This is a genomic window from Amycolatopsis sp. 195334CR (genome assembly GCF_017309385.1).
Lineage (GTDB): Bacteria > Actinomycetota > Actinomycetes > Mycobacteriales > Pseudonocardiaceae > Amycolatopsis.
In genome coordinates this window covers 1,340,185-1,356,380 of the sequence record NZ_JAFJMJ010000001.1, presented here as the reverse complement: position 1 = coordinate 1,356,380, position 16,196 = coordinate 1,340,185, and the positions used below count along the sequence as shown (strand labels likewise).

General features: G+C 71.6%; 15 protein-coding genes and 1 riboswitch. Of the genes, 10 read left to right on the top strand and 5 right to left on the bottom strand.

All coding sequences use genetic code 11. The annotated features are described in order from the left end of the window. The first annotated feature begins 38 nt into the window (after positions 1–38). Both JYK18_RS06575 and JYK18_RS06570 read left to right on the top strand, forming a co-directional pair. On the top strand, positions 39–1,202 hold the full coding sequence (locus JYK18_RS06575) for an exonuclease SbcCD subunit D (protein ID WP_206801254.1): 1,164 nt from the start codon (positions 39–41) through the stop codon (positions 1,200–1,202). Further along, the gene (locus JYK18_RS06570; protein WP_206801253.1) at positions 1,199–4,147 is read left to right on the top strand and encodes an AAA family ATPase; all 2,949 of its coding nucleotides are present in this window, start codon (positions 1,199–1,201) and stop codon (positions 4,145–4,147) included. The genes JYK18_RS06575 and JYK18_RS06570 overlap by 4 nt, the downstream gene beginning before the upstream one ends. Here JYK18_RS06570 and JYK18_RS06565 read toward each other — a convergent pair. Beyond that, a complete protein-coding gene (locus tag JYK18_RS06565) occupies positions 4,133–5,614 on the bottom strand; it encodes a DNA-3-methyladenine glycosylase 2 (RefSeq protein ID WP_206801252.1) in 1,482 nt (493 codons plus the stop codon). The genes JYK18_RS06570 and JYK18_RS06565 overlap by 15 nt on opposite strands. A gap of 98 nt (positions 5,615–5,712) precedes the next feature. Between JYK18_RS06565 and ychF the strand changes: the two genes are divergently transcribed. From ychF to JYK18_RS06540, 5 genes are read left to right on the top strand one after another with little or no spacing between them, the layout of a single operon-like run. Next, positions 5,713–6,795 (top strand): redox-regulated ATPase YchF, encoded by a 1,083-nt coding sequence (gene ychF / locus JYK18_RS06560; RefSeq protein ID WP_206801251.1) that lies wholly within the window; start codon positions 5,713–5,715, stop codon positions 6,793–6,795. A 34-nt stretch (positions 6,796–6,829) separates the two neighbouring features. After that, positions 6,830–7,033 carry a CopG family transcriptional regulator gene (locus tag JYK18_RS06555; RefSeq protein ID WP_206801250.1) on the top strand — a complete coding sequence of 68 codons (204 nt, stop codon included), beginning with the start codon at positions 6,830–6,832 and terminating at the stop codon, positions 7,031–7,033. Then, positions 7,030–7,437, top strand: a complete 408-nt coding sequence (locus JYK18_RS06550) for a type II toxin-antitoxin system death-on-curing family toxin (RefSeq protein ID WP_206801249.1) — start codon at positions 7,030–7,032, stop codon at positions 7,435–7,437. Before JYK18_RS06555 ends, JYK18_RS06550 begins: the two co-directional genes overlap by 4 nt. A gap of 50 nt (positions 7,438–7,487) precedes the next feature. Continuing rightward, on the top strand, positions 7,488–8,006 hold the full coding sequence (locus JYK18_RS06545; RefSeq protein WP_206801248.1) for a hypothetical protein: 519 nt from the start codon (positions 7,488–7,490) through the stop codon (positions 8,004–8,006). A 57-nt stretch (positions 8,007–8,063) separates the two neighbouring features. Further along, positions 8,064–8,654, top strand: coding sequence for an ArsR family transcriptional regulator (locus tag JYK18_RS06540; RefSeq protein ID WP_206801247.1), 591 nt, complete (start codon positions 8,064–8,066; stop codon positions 8,652–8,654). Positions 8,655–9,046: 392 nt separating this feature from the next. Here JYK18_RS06540 and JYK18_RS06535 read toward each other — a convergent pair whose 3' ends face one another. After that, the gene (locus tag JYK18_RS06535; RefSeq protein WP_206801246.1) at positions 9,047–9,352 is read right to left on the bottom strand and encodes a 4a-hydroxytetrahydrobiopterin dehydratase; all 306 of its coding nucleotides are present in this window, start codon (positions 9,350–9,352) and stop codon (positions 9,047–9,049) included. A 40-nt stretch (positions 9,353–9,392) separates the two neighbouring features. Then, positions 9,393–9,479, top strand: a riboswitch (TPP riboswitch). 44 nt (positions 9,480–9,523) lie between these two features. On the opposite strand from JYK18_RS06535, the gene JYK18_RS06530 reads away from it, so the two are divergent. From JYK18_RS06530 to JYK18_RS06520, 3 genes are read left to right on the top strand one after another with little or no spacing between them, the layout of a single operon-like run. After that, the gene (locus JYK18_RS06530) at positions 9,524–10,573 is read left to right on the top strand and encodes a thiamine ABC transporter substrate binding subunit (protein ID WP_206801245.1); all 1,050 of its coding nucleotides are present in this window, start codon (positions 9,524–9,526) and stop codon (positions 10,571–10,573) included. Next, positions 10,549–12,120, top strand: coding sequence for an iron ABC transporter permease (locus JYK18_RS06525; protein ID WP_206804053.1), 1,572 nt, complete (start codon positions 10,549–10,551; stop codon positions 12,118–12,120). Before JYK18_RS06530 ends, JYK18_RS06525 begins: the two co-directional genes overlap by 25 nt. Then, complete coding sequence (locus tag JYK18_RS06520; RefSeq protein ID WP_206801244.1) at positions 12,120–13,133, top strand: ABC transporter ATP-binding protein; 1,014 nt, start codon at positions 12,120–12,122, stop codon at positions 13,131–13,133. The genes JYK18_RS06525 and JYK18_RS06520 overlap by 1 nt, the downstream gene beginning before the upstream one ends. Here JYK18_RS06520 and JYK18_RS06515 read toward each other — a convergent pair. Genes JYK18_RS06515 through JYK18_RS06505 form a run of 3 tightly spaced genes read right to left on the bottom strand, consistent with a single transcriptional unit; the run spans position 13,117 to position 16,087 of the window. Beyond that, complete coding sequence (locus JYK18_RS06515) at positions 13,117–13,992, bottom strand: ABC transporter permease subunit (protein WP_206801243.1); 876 nt, start codon at positions 13,990–13,992, stop codon at positions 13,117–13,119. The two genes, JYK18_RS06520 and JYK18_RS06515, sit on opposite strands and share 17 nt — an antisense overlap. Next, positions 13,989–14,954, bottom strand: a complete 966-nt coding sequence (locus tag JYK18_RS06510) for an ABC transporter ATP-binding protein (RefSeq protein ID WP_374194992.1) — start codon at positions 14,952–14,954, stop codon at positions 13,989–13,991. Before JYK18_RS06510 ends, JYK18_RS06515 begins: the two co-directional genes overlap by 4 nt. A gap of 26 nt (positions 14,955–14,980) precedes the next feature. Continuing rightward, a complete protein-coding gene (locus JYK18_RS06505; RefSeq protein WP_206801241.1) occupies positions 14,981–16,087 on the bottom strand; it encodes an outer membrane lipoprotein carrier protein LolA in 1,107 nt (368 codons plus the stop codon). Positions 16,088–16,196 lie beyond the last annotated feature (109 nt).

Below are 16,196 nucleotides of genomic sequence, written 5' to 3'. Positions count from 1 at the left end.
CCCCGGTCTTCCCGGAGGCAGCGCCTAACTTGAAGAACATGAAGGTCCTGCACACGTCGGACTGGCACGTCGGGCGTACCTTCCACGGCACCGACCTGCTGGCCGAGCAGGAAGCCGTGCTGACCCACCTCGCCGAGCTGGTCTCGGCCGAGGCGGTCGACGTCGTGCTCGTCGCCGGGGACGTGTACGACCGCGCGGTGCCCTCCGCCGAGGCCGTGCGGGCCGCGACCAGGGGCCTGGAGCAGATCCGCGAGGCGGGCGCCCGCGTGGTGATCACCCCGGGCAACCACGATTCCGCCGCGCGGCTGGGCGCGTTCGCCGGGTTCGCCGCGGCGGGCGGGCTGTACCTCCGCACCACCATCGAGGAACTGCACGAGCCGGTCCTGTTCGAGGATGACCACGGCCCGATCGCCTGCTACGGAATCCCTTACCTGGAGCCGGAACCAGCTCGGCACGCGCTCGGCGTGCCGGAGGCGAAGGGCCACACCGGCGTGCTCACCGAAGCCATGCGGCGCATCCGCGAGGACCTCGCCACCCGGCCCGCCGGAACCCGGTCCATCGTGCTCGCACACGCCTTCGTCAGCGGTGCCGCGCCCACCGAATCCGAACGCACCATCGCCGTCGGCGGGGTCGAGGACGTCGACGGCTCGGTGTTCGACGGCGTGGACTACGTCGCACTCGGCCACCTGCACGGCCCGCAGGTGCTCGCCCCCCACCTCCGTTACTCCGGCAGCCCGCTCGCGTACTCGTTTTCCGAGTCGCAGCAACGGAAATCGGTGTGGCTGGTGGAGTTCGACGCGGCCGGGCTCGCCGAGGTCACCCGGCACGACCTGCCCGTGCCGCGCCGCCTCGCCACCCTGCGCGGCAAGCTCGAGGCCCTGCTCGAAGCGCCTGAGCACACCGAGTTCGAGGACTGCTACCTCTCGATCACGCTCACCGACGAGGTCCGCCCGATCGACGCGATGCGCAAGCTGCGCACCAGGTTCGCCCACGCCGTGCACCTGGAATGGGAGCCGGACGGCGGACGCGCCACCGGTGAGCTCAAGTACTCCGAGGCCATCCGCGGCCGGTCCGATCTGGAGATCGCGTCCACCTTCGTGGCCGACTGCCGCGGTGCCGCGCCCAACGAATCCGAGCAGGCGCTGCTCACCCGCGCGCTGGAGGAAGCGGGCAAGCTCGAGGCGGTGGGCCCGGAACTATGAGGCTGCACCGGCTGGAAGTCGCCGCCTTCGGCCCGTTCGCGGGCCGCGAGGTGGTGGATTTCGACGCGCTCGGCGCCGACGGCCTCTTCCTCCTGCACGGCGACACCGGCGCGGGCAAGACCACCCTGCTCGACGCCGTCGCGTTCGCGTTGTTCGGCGTGGTCCCCGGTGCCCGCAACGAAGCGAAGAAGCTGCGCTGCGAACTCGCCGAGGCCGAGCAGGTCACCGAGGTCGTGCTCGAGGTGACCGTGCAGGGCCAACGGCTCCGGCTGGTCCGCAGTCCCGAATACGACCGCCCCAAGCGCAGTGGTGACGGCACCACCAAGCAGCGCGCGAAGTGCTCGCTCTCGTGGGTCGGCGAAACGCCGGCCGGGCAGCCCGCCGAGGGCCTGACCAGGATCGACGAGGTCGCGCGCACGGTGCAGCGGCTGCTCGGCATGAGCGCGGACCAGTTCTTCCAGGTGGTGTTGCTGCCGCAGGGCGAATTCGCCCGGTTCCTCCGCGCGGACACCGCCGAACGCGAGCAGTTGCTGGAGCGGCTCTTCGGCACCAAGCGCTTCTCGGACGTCGAGGCGTGGTTCCGGAACCTGCGCACCGAACGCATGCGGGACCTGGAGGTCCGCCGCCAGACCGTGCGGGAGTGGGTCGCGCGCCTGTCGCAGGCGGCCGGGGTGGAAGCGCCGGAGGAGGTCAGCTCCACCTGGGCGCTGGAGTTGCGCGAGCGCGCCGACGCCGAGGTGGCGCGGGCGCTCGCCGCCGAGACCGCCGCCCGCAAGGCGTGGGACGCCGCGGACCAGCGCCTGCAGGAGGGCCGCACGTTCGTCGAGCAGGTCCGCCGCGTGCGGGTGGCGATGACGAACCTGGCTTCCTGGAAGGAAGGCGAGGCCGAACGCCGTCGTTGGACGGCCGAGATCGCGGCCGCGCGCCGGGCCATCCCGGTGGCCGAGGCGGTGGCCACCGAGGAACGGCTGAAGGAGCGCCTCACCGAGGTCCAGCAGAACGCCAAGCAGCGGGCGCAAACGCTTGCGCGCACCAAGGCGACCGTGCCCGAGCTGCGGCAGGAAGCCGGTGAGCTGCGCGAAGAGGCGGGTGCGTTGTCCGGGCTCGTCGAGGAGGGTGAGCAGCAGCGGCGGGACAAGGAGCGGCTCGGCCGCCTCGCCGTACAGGCGGATCAGGCGAACGAGCGGGCGAAGACGCTGGGCGGCAAGCTCGCCACCATGCCCGCCCGTTCCGAGGAACTGCGGTCGCGGGTCGAGGCGGCGACGCAGGCCGCCGCGAAGCTGGACGGCGCGCAGGCCCGTGCCGACGAACTGACCCGCGCGGTCGCCTCCGCCAACCGGATCCCGGCCGCGGAAGAGGCCGTGCGGGCTGCGGTCGAGGTGCAGGTGAAGGCCGTCGACCTGCACCAGGAAGCCCGCGCGCACCTGCTCGACCTGCGGGAACGGCGGCTCAGCGGGATGGCGGCCGAGCTGGCGGCGAAGCTGGCGGACGGCGATCCGTGCCCGGTGTGCGGTTCCGCCGAGCACCCCGCGCCCGCGCTCGCCGGGCAGCAGCAGGTCGGCGAGGCCGAGGAACGGACCGCGGCCGAGGCCGAGCGCACGGCGGACGCCCGGCGCCAGGAAGCACTGGAAGCCCGGCACCAGGCCGAAACCCGGCTCGGGGCGTTGCGGGAGGCGTTGCTCGGCCGCACCGCCGAGGACCTCGCCACGGAGTTGGCCGAGGTCAGGGCGAACGTGGCGGAGCTGGCCGAGTTGGCCGAGCACCGCGAACGGCTGGAGCAGGAGCAGCGCGGGCTGGCCGCCGAGATCGAGCGGCTGACCGAGCAGCGGGCCGCGGCCGAGCGCGAGTCGGCGAAGGCGGAGGCCGAGCAGCAAGCGCTTGCGATGACCGTCGCCGAGCGCGCGCAGCGGCTCGACGAGGCCCGCAAGGAATACGAGGACGTCGCCGCGCGCCGGGCCGCGTTGCTGGCGCGGGTCAAGGCGATCGAGGAGCTGGCCGAGGTGCGGGCGGCGGTCGTGGTCGCCGAGGAACGGCTGGCCGAGCAACGCGAGACGGTCGCCGAAGTGCTGCGGCGCGCGGAGTTCAAGACGGTGAAGAAGGCGCTCGGCGCGGTGCGCGACGAGGCCGACATCGCCCGGCTGGACGAGGCGCTGGTCGAGGCGGACCGGGCGGCGGCGGTCGCGCAGTCCACGCTCACCGAGCCCGAACTGGCCGGGATCACCGGTGACGAGGTCGTCGACATCGACGCCGCGCGCGAAGCGCTGGAGCAGGCATCGGCGCAGGTCGAGTCGGCCGTGGCCGCGCACCGGGCCGCCGCGCGCGTCGCCGAGGACCTCACCGCGCTGGGCACCCGCTTCGACGCCGCGTTGCGCAAACTGGCGCCGCTGGAAGAAGAAGCCGCCGAACTGGACGCGCTGACCGACGTGGTGAACGGCCGCGGGCAGAACGCGCGCAAGATCTCGCTGCGGTCGTACGTGCTGGCCGCGCGGCTGGAGGAGGTCGCGCTGGCCGCGACGGCCCGCCTGCGCACGATGAGCCAGGGCCGCTACTCCTTCGTGCACTCGGACGCGGCGGGCGCGCGCGGCACCCGCGGTGGCCTCGGGCTGGACGTGCTCGACGACTTCTCCGGCACGGTCCGCCCGGCGAAAACCCTGTCCGGCGGGGAATCCTTCCTCGCTTCGCTCGCGCTGGCGCTCGGCCTGGCGGACGTCGTCGCCGCGCAGACCGGCAGCGCGCTGCTGGACACGTTGTTCATCGACGAAGGCTTCGGCACGCTCGACGCGGAAACGCTGGACGTGGTGATGAACGTGCTCGACGAGCTGCGGGCCGGTGGGCGCGTGGTCGGGCTCGTGTCGCATGTGGAGGAACTGCGCCAGCGCATCCCGACCCGGCTCAAGGTGCGGAAGGCGCGCTCCGGGTCGACGCTGGCGCTACACGCCGGCTGACGCGCGCCACAGGTGCATGCCCGCGTAGGAACGCCAAGGGCGCCAAGGCAAAGCGCGTTCGCTCAAGGCGGAGGGGTCGTCGGGCAGGCCGAGCGCGGCGGCGCCCTTGCGCAACGCGACGTCGCCGGTGAGCAGCACGTCGGGCGCGCCGAGCACGCGCATCAGCACGTAGTCGGCGGTCCACGGGCCGATGCCGGGCAGGGCGAGCAGGTCCACGCGCAGCTCCGCGCAGATCCGTCCAACGTGGACGGACACCTCACCGGACGCGAGCGACGCGGCGACCCCGCAGATGGCCTCGATCCGCTTGCGCGGTCCGCGGAGGACGTCGCGGCCGTGCTCGGCGATGGCCTGCGCGGTGGGGAACAGCCTGGTCAGCTCGTCGGTGCGCAGGGTGTCGGGCAGCGGGTCGCCGAGTTCGGCGGTGAGCCTGCCCGCCGCGGTCCGCGCGGCGGCGACGGAGATCTGCTGGCCGAGCATGGCGCGCACGACCAGCTCGTGCCCGTCGGCCGCGCCGGGAACGCGGATGCCGGGGTCGAAAACCGGCGCCAGCGCCGGATCGGCGGCGAGCACGCTCGCGATGGCCTCCGGGTCGGCGTCGAGGTCGAAGAGGCGCCGGACGCGGGTGACCGCGCTGCTGAGGTCTCGGACGTCGGCGAGGTTGAGGTCGCAGCGGACGTGGTCCGGTTCGGGGGTGAGCCGGGCGATGCCGGGGCCGTGGGGCAGGCGCAGGGTGCGGGCGTAGGTGCCGGGGCCGGTCGCCTCGACCAGCGGCACCGCGCGGGCGGCGAAGAAGGCGAGCAGGCCGTCGGCGTCGAACGGTGGCCGGAACGGGAGCCGCAGCGACAGGCGCATCCCGGCCGGGTCGGCCTCCTGACGTGGGCGCGCGGCCCTGAGCTGGGACGGCGTGGCCGCGAACACCTCGCGAATGGTGTCGTTGAACTGGCGGACGCTGGCGAACCCGGCGGCGAAGGCGACGTCGGTCAGCGGCAGCGCGGACATCTCGATCAGCAGGCGGGCGGCGTGCGCGCGGTGGGCGCGGGCGAGCGCGAGCGGGCCGGCGCCGAGCTCGGTGGTGAGCACGCGGCCGAGCTGGCGCTCCGAGTACCCGAGGCGGCTGGCCAGGCCGGGCACGCCCTCGCGTTCGACGGTGCCGTCGGCGATCAGCCGCATCGCGCGGGCGGCGAGGTCGGCGCGCACGTTCCACTCGGGGGAGCCGGGCACGGCGTCGGGCAGGCAGCGGCGGCAGGCGCGGTACCCGCCGGACTGGGCGGCGGCCGAGGTCGGGTAGAAGCGCACGTTCTGCGGTTTCGGCGTGTTCGCCGGGCAGGACGGGCGGCAGTAGATGCCGGTGGTGCGCACGGCCATGATGAACTGCCCGTCGAACCGGGAGTCGCGGGAGGCCACCGCGCGGTAGCAGCGCTCGGTGTCCCGCCAGAGGCCGACCGGTGCTTCCAGCGCGATCGTCATGGCTCGATGGTGCCACCGGGTGGCGGTCCCGACTGGCGGAAATCCGACGTCACGTCCGCCGTCCGCCCGTTCGGGGGCGGCACGTAGACTGCCAGCCCGTGAGTCTGACCCTCGGCATCGTCGGCCTGCCCAACGTCGGCAAGTCCACCCTGTTCAACGCGCTGACCCGCAACGACGTGCTCGCCGCGAACTACCCGTTCGCCACGATCGAGCCCAACGTCGGCGTGGTCCCGCTGCCCGACCCCCGGCTGGACAAGCTGGCCGAGCTGTTCGGTTCGGCGAAGACGGTGCCCGCGGTGGTTTCGTTCGTGGACATCGCCGGCATCGTGAAGGGCGCCTCCGAGGGCGCCGGGCTGGGCAACAAGTTCCTGGCCAACATTCGTGAGGCGAACGCGATCTGCCAGGTCATCCGGGTCTTCGACGATCCGGACGTGGTGCACGTGGACGGCAAGATCGACCCGCTGTCCGACATCGAGACGATCAACACCGAGCTGATCCTGGCCGATCTGCAGACGTTGGAGAAGGCGCTGCCGCGGCTGGAGAAGGAAGCGCGGACGAAGAAGGAGAACCGCCCGCAGCTGGAGGCCGCGCAGCAGGCGAAGGAAATCCTGGACGCCGGGCGGACGCTGTTCTCGGCCTCGAAGGAAATCGACGGGTCGCTGCTGCGGGAGCTGAGCCTGCTGACGACGAAGCCGTTCCTGTACGTGTTCAACGCGGACGAGGGCGTGCTGACCGACGAGGCGCGGCGGGAGGAGCTGAGCAAGCTCGTCGCCCCGGCGGACGCGGTGTTCCTGGACGCCAAGGTCGAGGCAGAGCTGTTGGAACTCGACGACGAGGAGTCGGTGCGGGAGCTGCTGGAGTCGGTGGGGCAGGCGGAGCCGGGGCTGCACGCCTTGGCGCGCGCGGGGTTCCACACGCTGGGCCTGCAGACCTACCTGACGGCGGGGCCGAAGGAGTCGCGGGCCTGGACCGTCGCGAAGGGCGCCACCGCCCCGCAAGCCGCCGGCGTAATCCACACCGACTTCGAACGGGGCTTCATCAAGGCGGAGATCGTGTCTTACGCCGATCTGGTGGAGGCGGGCTCGATGGCGGCGGCTCGGTCGGCAGGCAAGGTCCGCATGGAAGGCAAGGACTACATCATGGCCGACGGCGACGTGGTGGAGTTCAGGTTCAACGTGTGAAGTGATCATGATACCGAAGTGGTAGCATGAACTCATGGCGATGACGTTGAGGCTGAACGACGAGCAGGAACGCGCTCTGGCCATGCTCGCCGAGGTCAACGGCGTGAGCAAGCACGAAGCGGTGGTGCGGGCGATCACCGACGCCGCGGCGAGGTCGGTCCGTGATGATCGAGTTCGTGCCTTGTCGCGGGATGGGCGTGAGCGCTACGCGTCGTTGCTCGATCGTTTGGCGCAGTGAAGATCGAGTACCTGACCCTCGACGACCTGCTCACCCTCGCTGCCGATCTGGGTGTTTCCCGGGTCCGTGATCTGGGGCTGCTCGACGCGGCGGCGCATCGGCCGCAGTCCTCGCTGATGGGTCAGGACGCTTACCCGAGCCTGGACGAGAAAGCGGCTGTTTTGCTGGAGTCGCTCGTCCGCAACCATCCGCTCGTCGACGGCAACAAGCGGCTGGGCTGGATGGCGGTCTTCGTTTTCTACGGACTCAACGGCGTTGACCTGGAAGCACCCGAAGACGAGGCATACGACCTCGTGATCGCGACCGCGACCGGAGCCATTGCCTACGGCGAAGTCGCGGAAAGCCTGGCGAGGTGGACCAGTTCCGTGGTTCCTCCGCCTGCCGAAGTCCGGTTCGACGGCTGAACCGCGGCTACACTCCGTCAAGGGTTGTGTTCCTTGGGGGTGGGATCAACGTGCCGAAAACCTTGAAGTGGGCCACCGTGCTCCTGTCCGCGGTGGCGCTGGCCTGCATCGCGGTGCTGGTGCTCAACGTGTTCGCCGGGCCGGCGGATCCGTCGGAGGTCCGGTCCGAGCGGAGTGAGTCCGGCGGGTCCGGGACCGCCGTGGTCGCCGGGTTGATCACGGCGATAGTGCAGTTGGTGCTCTGCACCTTCGCGCGAGCGGGCCGCGGGTCGGCGCGGGTGGTGCTCACGCTGACCGCCGCGTGTCTGGGGGTGGCCATGCTGCTGGCCGGCGTCGCGGCGTTGGTGGAGTACGCGGACCAGACCGATTGGGCGAACCGCGTCGGCGGCGAGGTGCAGTGGACGGGCGCCGGGATCATCAGCCTGACGCTGAGCGGGCTGACCGCGATCTTCACCGTGGCGGGCTTGGTCCTGCTCTACCTGCCGAAGACGAACGCGTACTTCGCCGAGGTGCGCCGCCTGCGGTTGGGGCCGTTGCCCGGCGAGGCGGGTCCGTCGATCGAGGCCTAGCAGTTACCAATCAATACTGAGTGTTACTTTCATTGGGCGCAGGATATACTGCGTCCAATGAAAACCTCGCCGAGTCTGCTCCCGCTGCTGCGTTCCCGCATGCAGGGGGAACTGCTCGCGCTGGTGCTGCTCCACCCGGACCGCGAATACACGATCACCGAACTCGCCGAGGCTTGCGGCGTGACGCCCACCGCCCTGCTGCGCGAGGCCAATCGGCTCGCGGAGGGCGGCATACTGGAGGAACGACGGGTGGGCCGGAGCCGTCTCGTCAAAGCCCGCACGGACACCCCGATCTACCAGCCGCTGAGCGACCTCATCGCGGTCACCTTCGGGCCGATGCCGCTGCTGGGCGAGGCCCTGTCCGACTTGCCGGGCGTGCACGAGGCCTACATCTACGGCTCCTGGGCGGCGCGCTACAGCGGTGAACCGGGACCACCACCCGGCGACGTCGATGTGCTCGTTGTCGGTTCGCCCGATCAGGACGCGCTTTTCGACCTGGCCGAACACGCGTCGCGGCGGCTGGGGCGTGAGGTCAACGTCCACCGGGTCACGCCCGAGGCGTGGGCCGCGACGAATACCTCGGACCCGTTCCTCACCAGCGTCCGCGAGCGTCCACTGACCCGTTTGAAACTCAGCCAGGAGATCTGAGGACAGCCGAGAACGAGCTCGTACGCACATCGCGTCGGTGCGGTAGGCCGAACCAGGGTTGGGCGCCACGAGCCGGGCGGTCATCGCTTACGAGGCCGTGCTCGCACAGGCCCTCGGGAGCTCCCGCGGTGACCTCCGCGGACGTTGCGAAGGTGGTCGCGGTGATCGGGATAGCCGAGAAGGCCATCCCGAACATGCCGCGCTACTGAAAAGGGTGAGCCGTCAGCCGGCGATGCCGAGGCCGATCACCGCGATCAGGGTGACCGCGGTGGCGAAGACGGTGACCCAGGCGCGCTGGGCGGCGGTGAGGACAGGGGCGACGTTGTTCATGGGCGCGTCCTAATAACGAAGTGTCGGCGTCGCCCGGAACAGCGCCTTGATCAGGCGATTCGTTACGAGGGTGTGGCTGAACTCACGTCCAGCACCTCGTCGATCTGCGCCGCCAGCGCGGTGTCCTTCGCGGTCAATCCGCCTTCCGAGTGCGTCGACAACCGAAAGGTCAGCTTCCGCCACCGGATGTCGATGTCCGGGTGGTGGTCGACGCTCTCCGCGATCTCGGCCACCCGGTTGACCACCGCGATGGCCGCCGGGAAGGTGGGGAGGGCCGCGGTTGCCTCCAACGTGTCACCGGCGCGGGTCCAGCGGGGCAGGTGGGTGAGGGCTTCGGCCAGTTCTTGATCACTCAATAGTTCCGCCATGCCCCCATGGTGGTACCCCGGCGGGTACGCTGCACCTTCGCCACGGGAGTCCGGTGCGCCGGGCTGAGAGGCGGGCGTTCGCCCGCGACCGTTCGCACCTGACCCGGATCACGCCGGCGTAGGGAGGTCCGCCCCCGCCTGCCGCCGATGATCCCGAGCAAGGAGGGGCTCATGACCCGCACCGTCCGAGCGGTGGCCGCGTTGTCCGCGGCTGGGGTGCTGCTCGCCGGTTGCACGCTGTCCGGTTCGGAGGAACCGGCCGACGACGTGACCACCATCAAACTGGTCACCCACGACTCGTTCGCCGCGCCGCAGGAGATCCTCGACGCCTTCCAGCAGCAGTCCGGCATCCGCATCGAGGTGCTCAAGGAGGGCGACGCCGGCGCGCTGACGAACAAGCTGGTCCTGACCAAGGCCAGCCCGATCGCCGACGTCGCCTTCGGCGTCGACTCCACCTTCGCCACCCGCGCGCTCAGCGAGGGCGTGTTCGAGCCGTACACCAGCCCGGAGGCCGACCGCGGCCCGCAGCGCTACGCCATCGACCCCGAGCACCGGCTCTCCGCGGTCGACGTCGGCGATGTGTGCGTGAACATCGACACCGGCTGGTTCGCCGAGAAGGGCCTGCCCGAGCCGAAGACCTTCGACGACCTCGCCGACCCGCAGTACAAGGACCTCCTGGTGGTGGCGAACCCGGCGACCAGCTCGCCCGGCCTCGCCTTCCTCCTCGGCACCGTCGCCAAGTACGGCCCGCAGGGCTGGTCCGAGTACTGGGGCAAGCTCAAGACCAACGGCGTCAAGGCGGTCAGCAGCTGGGAAATCGCCTACAACCAGGAGTTCTCCGGCTCCTCCGGCAAGGGGCCGCGCCCGCTGGTCGTCTCCTACGCCTCGTCACCGGCCGCCGAACTCGGTGAGGACGGCAAGCCGCGCACCAAGGCGCTGCTCGACACCTGCTTCCGCCAGGTCGAGTACGCCGGCCTGCTGACCGGCGGCAAGCAGGCCGACAAGGCGGGCCGCGTGGTGGACTTCCTGCTCTCCCAGCAGTTCCAGAGCACGGTCGCGGAGAACATGTACGTCTACCCCTCGCGCGAGGGCGTCGAACTCCCGGCGAGCTGGACCCAGGCGGCCCCGCAACCGCCGAAGCCGGCGTCGCTGCCCGGTGAGGAGATCCAGGCGAACCGGGAGCGGTGGATCGAGCAGTGGCGCGGACTCATCGAGGGCTAGCCCTCGTCGCCCTCCTGCCCGTCGCGTTCCTGGTCGTTTTCTTCGCCTGGCCGGTCGCCGCGATCGTCGGGCTCGGCTTCGGCGACGGCGGGGTGACCGAGGTGCTGACCAGGGCGTCGACCTGGCAGCTGGCCGGGTTCACCGTGGCGCAGGCGGCCGCGTCGACCGTCTTGTCCGTGCTCGCGGGCCTGCCGATCGCGTTCGTGCTGGCCAGGGTGAAGCTGCCCGGTATCGCGCTGGTCCGGACCATCGTGCTGGTGCCGTTCGTGCTGCCCACGGTGGTGGTCGGGCTGGCCTTCCGCGCGTTGTGGCCGGACGGTGGCGTGCTCTCCATCGTGCTGGCCAACGCCTTCTTCAACGTGGCGGTGGTGGCCCGCACGGTCGGCGGGCTCTGGTCCCATTTGGACCGTCGTGCCGAGGAAGCGGCCAGGGCGCTGGGCGCTTCCTCGTGGCAGGCGTTCCGCTCGGTCACGCTGCCGCGGCTGACCCCGGCGATCTTCTCCGCGTCGGCCGTGGTGTTCCTCTTCTGCTCCACCAGTTTCGGCGTGGTGCTCATCCTGGGCGGCGGCCGGTTCCGCACCCTGGAAACCGAGATCTACCTGCGCACGGTGAACCTGCTCGACCTGTCCGGCGCGGCGGCGTTGTCGCTGGTGCAGTTGCTCGCGGTGGTCGCCGCGCTGGTGCTCGGTGCGATCGCGCGGCGGCGCCGGGAGACCGCGTTGCGCCTGCGTTCGGCCGCGGAAGCGGCGCGACGGCCGGAGGGCCGCGAGTGGTGGGTGGTCGGCGCCGCGGTGGTCGTGCTGGGCCTGCTGCTCACACCGATCGCCGCGTTGCTTTCGAAGGCCAGTATCGCCGGGTTCGAAGGGCTCGCCACCACCGGAGGCGCGCTGCAAGTGTCCGGTTGGGACGCTGCCCTGCGCTCGCTGCGCACGGCCACGGACGCGACTGTGCTCGCCATGTGCGTCGGCGTGCTGGCCTCGGTGGTGCTCGTGTCGCTGCGGCGCGCGCCCGGCAGGCTGGCCAGGGGAGCAGGCGAGACGATGGACGCCGCGCTCATGCTGCCGCTCGGTGTCTCGGCGGTGACGGTCGGTTTCGGTTACCTGGTCACGCTCGACGACCTGCCCGGCGACCTGCGCACCTCGCCGCTGCTGGTGCCGTTCGCGCAGGCGCTGGTGATCATCCCGATGATCGTGCGCATGGTGCTGCCGGTGCTGCGCTCGGTCGACGAGCGGCTGCGCCAGGCCGCCGCGACCCTCGGCGCCGGGCCGGTGCGGGTCTGGCGGGAGATCGACTTTCCGCTGGCCGCACGGTCTTTGGTGGCCGCCGCGGGGTTCGGGTACGTGATCGCGCTCGGGGAGTTCGGCGCCACCAGCTTTCTCGCGCGTCCCGGTGAACCGACGTTGCCGGTGGCGATCGCGGCGTTGATCTCGCGGCCGGGCGAGCTGAACAACCAGATGGCCTACGCGGCCTGCGTGCTGCTGATGGTGGTCACCGCCGCGGTGGTGACGGTGATCGACCGGCTCAAGCCGTCAACCGGGGAGTTCTGATGCCACTCACAGCCGAGCAGCTGACCGTCCGCTACGGCTCGGTGACCGCGGTCGACCAGGCGTCGCTGGAGATCGCCGACGGGGAAGTGCTGGCGCTGCTGGGACCTTCGGGCTCCGGGAAGTCCACTTTGCTCCGGGCGATCACCGGGCTGGAGCCGCTCGTCCACGGCCGGGTCCGCTGGAACGACACCGATCTCGCCGGGCTGCCGGTGCACCGGCGGGAGTTCGGCCTGGTCTTCCAGGACGGCCAGCTGTTCCCGCACCGCGACGTGGCCGGCAACATCGCGTTCGGCCTGCGCATGCACCGCGTGCCGAAGGCCGAACAGGCGTCCAGGGTGACCGAACTGCTGGAACTGGTGGGGCTCAAGGGGTACGAGCGCCGCCGGGTGACCGAGCTGTCCGGCGGCCAGGCGCAGCGGGTGGCGCTGGCCAGGGCGCTGGCGCCGCGGCCGCGGTTGCTGCTGCTGGACGAACCACTGTCCGGTTTGGACGCCGAACTCCGCGAACAGCTCGCCATCGACCTGGCCGCGTTGCTCCGCCGGGCCGGGGTCAGCACCCTGCTGGTCACCCACGACCAGGAGGAGGCGTTCACCCTGGCCGACCGGGTCGCCGTGCTGGAGGGCGGGCGGATCCGCCAGGCGGGGCCGGTGCGGGAGGTCTGGCGGCGTCCGGTCGACGAGCGCGTGGCGCGCTTCCTCGGCATCACGTCCTTTGTGGACGCGACCGGGAAGCAGGGCGTCGTCCGCTCGAACCTCGGTGAAGTCGAGGCGGACGTGGCGGGGGAAGTCCGGTTGGGACTGCGGCCGACCGCGCTCCGGGTCGCGGAGAACGGCATCCCCGGCGAGGTTGTCTCGCAGGTGTACCGAAGGGACCACGTCCGGCTCCGGGTCCGGCTCGAAGACGGGTCCACAGTGGACGCGGCGGCACCGGTGCTGGCCGAGCTGGGCGAGGGCGATTCCGTCCGGCTCCGGCTCGACCCGGACGGAATCGCGTTGCTCAGCCGTCCTTCGTGACCATGCGGGCGTACGCCAGCGACAGTCCGATCGCGACATAACAACCGGCCCGGAGCGCGCCTTCGAGCAGGCCCGAACTGGGCACCGGGTCCCGCAGCACGTCCGCCAGCGCCTCCCAGGAGGAGTTCAGCAGGAACGGGTGCAGCCACGACAGCGAGTCGAGCAGCTGCAGCACCGAGGACACGATCACCCCGCCCAGCACCGAGGCCACCACCAGCATCGGGTGCTCGGTGCAGGCCGAGATGGCCAGCGCCACCGCGGCGATCGCCCACACCTGCAGCGTCACCCACAGCACCGCGATCGCGATCTTCCCCAGCACCGCCCCGAATCCGGGGGTGGTGCCGGACAGGGTGAACACCGCGTCCGGCCCGTTCAGGATCAGCCCGGTGGTCACCCCGACCACCGCCATCGAGGTGGTCGCGACCAGTACGACAACGCCGACCCCGAGCGCCTTGACCGCGAGCAGCCTGCCCCGGCTCACCGGCGCGAGCAGCCAGCTGCGCAGCGTGCCGTGGGAGGACTCGCCCGCCAGTGCGTCGGCGCTGGCCATCGCCGCGGCCAGTGGCAGCAGCAGGCCGAGGCCCATGGTCAGCGCGGCGATCGGCAGCACCAGTGCGTTGCCCGCGGCCGCGACCAGCAGCGAGTCACCGCCGTTGTTGGGCCCGTCGGAGCCGCCGCTCGGCGGACCGTCCACAAAGGTCAGCCCGATGCCGATGACCGCGGGCATCGCGGCGAGCAGGCCGAGCACCGCCAGGGTGCGCGGGCGGCGGAAGATCCAGCGCAGTTCCGCGCGCAGCAGGCGCGGCACGCCGATCGCCGGCGCGGGCGAGGTGTGCGGCAGGGCCGCGACGGCAGTCATGAGCGGTCCTCTTCGATCGGGTCGTCCTGGGTCAGCCGGGCGAACAGGTCCTCCAGCCCGGTGCGGGCGCGGCGGGCCTCGTACACCCCGACCCCGGCCTTGACCAGCGTCTCCAGCACCTGCGGCGGGGTGGTGGTGCTCAGCTCCACCCGGACCCCCTCCGGGGTGAGCTTGCTCGGCATCCGGTTCTCCCGCAACACCTCCATCGCCAGCTCGGTGTCCGGAGTGGACACCAGCAGGTTCGGCGAACCGGACTCCAGCAGCTCGGCCAGCTCGCCCTGGGCGACCACGGTGCCCGCGTGCAGCACGGCCACGTGCGTGCAGGTCGCCTCGACCTCGGCGAGCAGGTGCGAGGAGACCACCACGGTGGTGCCCGCGGCGTGCAGTTCGGCGATGATCTTGCGGATGTCCCGGGTACCGGCCGGGTCCAGCCCGTTCGTCGGCTCGTCCAGCACCACCATCCGGCGCGGCACCAGCAGCGCCGCGGCCAGCCCGAGCCGCTGCTTCATGCCCAGCGAGTAACCCCGGTACCGCCGGTGCGCGGCGCCGGTCAGGTTGACCCGCTCCAGTGCCGCGGCGACCGCGCCGGGGATGTCCCCCGAGGCCAGCCGGGGCTCGGCGGCGGCCATCCGGAACAGGTTCTCCCGCCCGGACAGGAACGGGTGGAAACCGGGGCCCTCGACCAGCGCGCCGACGTCCGGCAGCGCCCGCCCGGCCCCGTCCGGCATCCGCTCGCCGAGCAGTTCCACCTCACCCTCGGTGGGCCGGACCAGCCCGAGCAGCATGCGGATGGTGGTGGTCTTGCCGGAACCGTTCGGGCCGAGCATGCCGAGCACGGCCCCGGACGGCACGTCGAGATCGACCTGGTCCACCGCGACCGTGCCGCGGTAGACCTTGCGCAAGCCCCTGGTCCTGGCAGCCAGCGGGACGGCCGAAGTGGCCGCTCCTTCCGGAACGGCCACTTCGGTTACCCCCTGGTAGGTGGTGGTCACTTGGCGCCCAGTGCTTCGATCAGCACCTGCTCCGGCACGGCGCCGGCGGCGAAGCGGCCGTCGTCGGTCAGCAGCGCGGTGCCCACCTTGGTGGTGATCACGTGGCCGGTGCCGAACGGCCCGCTGACCGGCTTGGCGATCTGGCCCAGCAGCGCCTGCACGTTCACCGGCTCCTGCCCGTCCTTGCCCTCGGGCAGCTCGGACGGCAGCTGACCGCCCGCGAGCACGTCGGCTGGCACGCGCCCGGTGATCACCGAGTCCCAGCCGGTGCCGACGACCTGCGGGTCGACCGCGTCCTTGACCTTGCCCGCCTCGGCCTCGTCGTGCGGCTTGGCCTCCGGCGTGACCTCTTCGACCTTGGCCCCGGCGGGCGGGGTGAAGGTGAACAGGTCGGCGGGCTGCTGCTCGACGGCGAACTCGCTGAAGCCGATCTCCAGCGCCGGCTCGGTGGTGCCGTTGGTGAGCACCTCCAGCCGCAGCGGCAGGCGGGTCTCCGAGTCGACCGCCACGCGGATCTCGCGCAGCAGCGTCCGCTCGTCCGGCTTCGGCGTGAGCACCAGCTCGTAGGCCGGGCGGTCGGCCACCCTGGCGGTGCCGTCGACGGTGACCGTGCTGAACTCGCGCACCGCCTGGAGCAGCTGCCCGGCGGCCGCGGTCGGATCGGTCAGCTGCCCGTTCTCGGTGACGCCCTCGTGCTTCTCCACGCCCTGGGGCAGGGTGACCTTGGTCGCGGTGTTGTCGCTCGAGTTGTAGGACCAGACGGTGGCGCCGTCGTGCACGACGGTGTTCTCCGTGCCGCCCTGCTTGATCGCCAGCCTGGTCTTGCCGTTGCCGTCGTTGAACACCCTCGCTTCGTCGAGGTTGAGCGCGCCGACCCCGGGCAGCGCGGCGGGCAGGCCGAGCTGTTCGGAGACGGTCACCGTGCCGCGCAGCGCCGGCGCGTCCGCGGTGAGCACGGACTGGACCAGGTCCTCGGCGCTGACCGCGGGCAGCTCGGGCGGGGCCTCACCGGCGCCGGCCGGCATGGCGACGAAGGCCAGCCCGGCCAGGCCGATCGCGGTCCCCGAGGCCGCGGCGACGAGTGCTTTCTTCCTGGGTTGCATCGCGTGAACTCCCTGTGGTCTCGACTGCCAGTGTGGAGGATTCCCGGCACCGAGGCTTCCCTCCTGAGGCTGAGATGGCCCTGAGACGGCCGCGCCAGCTGAGAGTCGG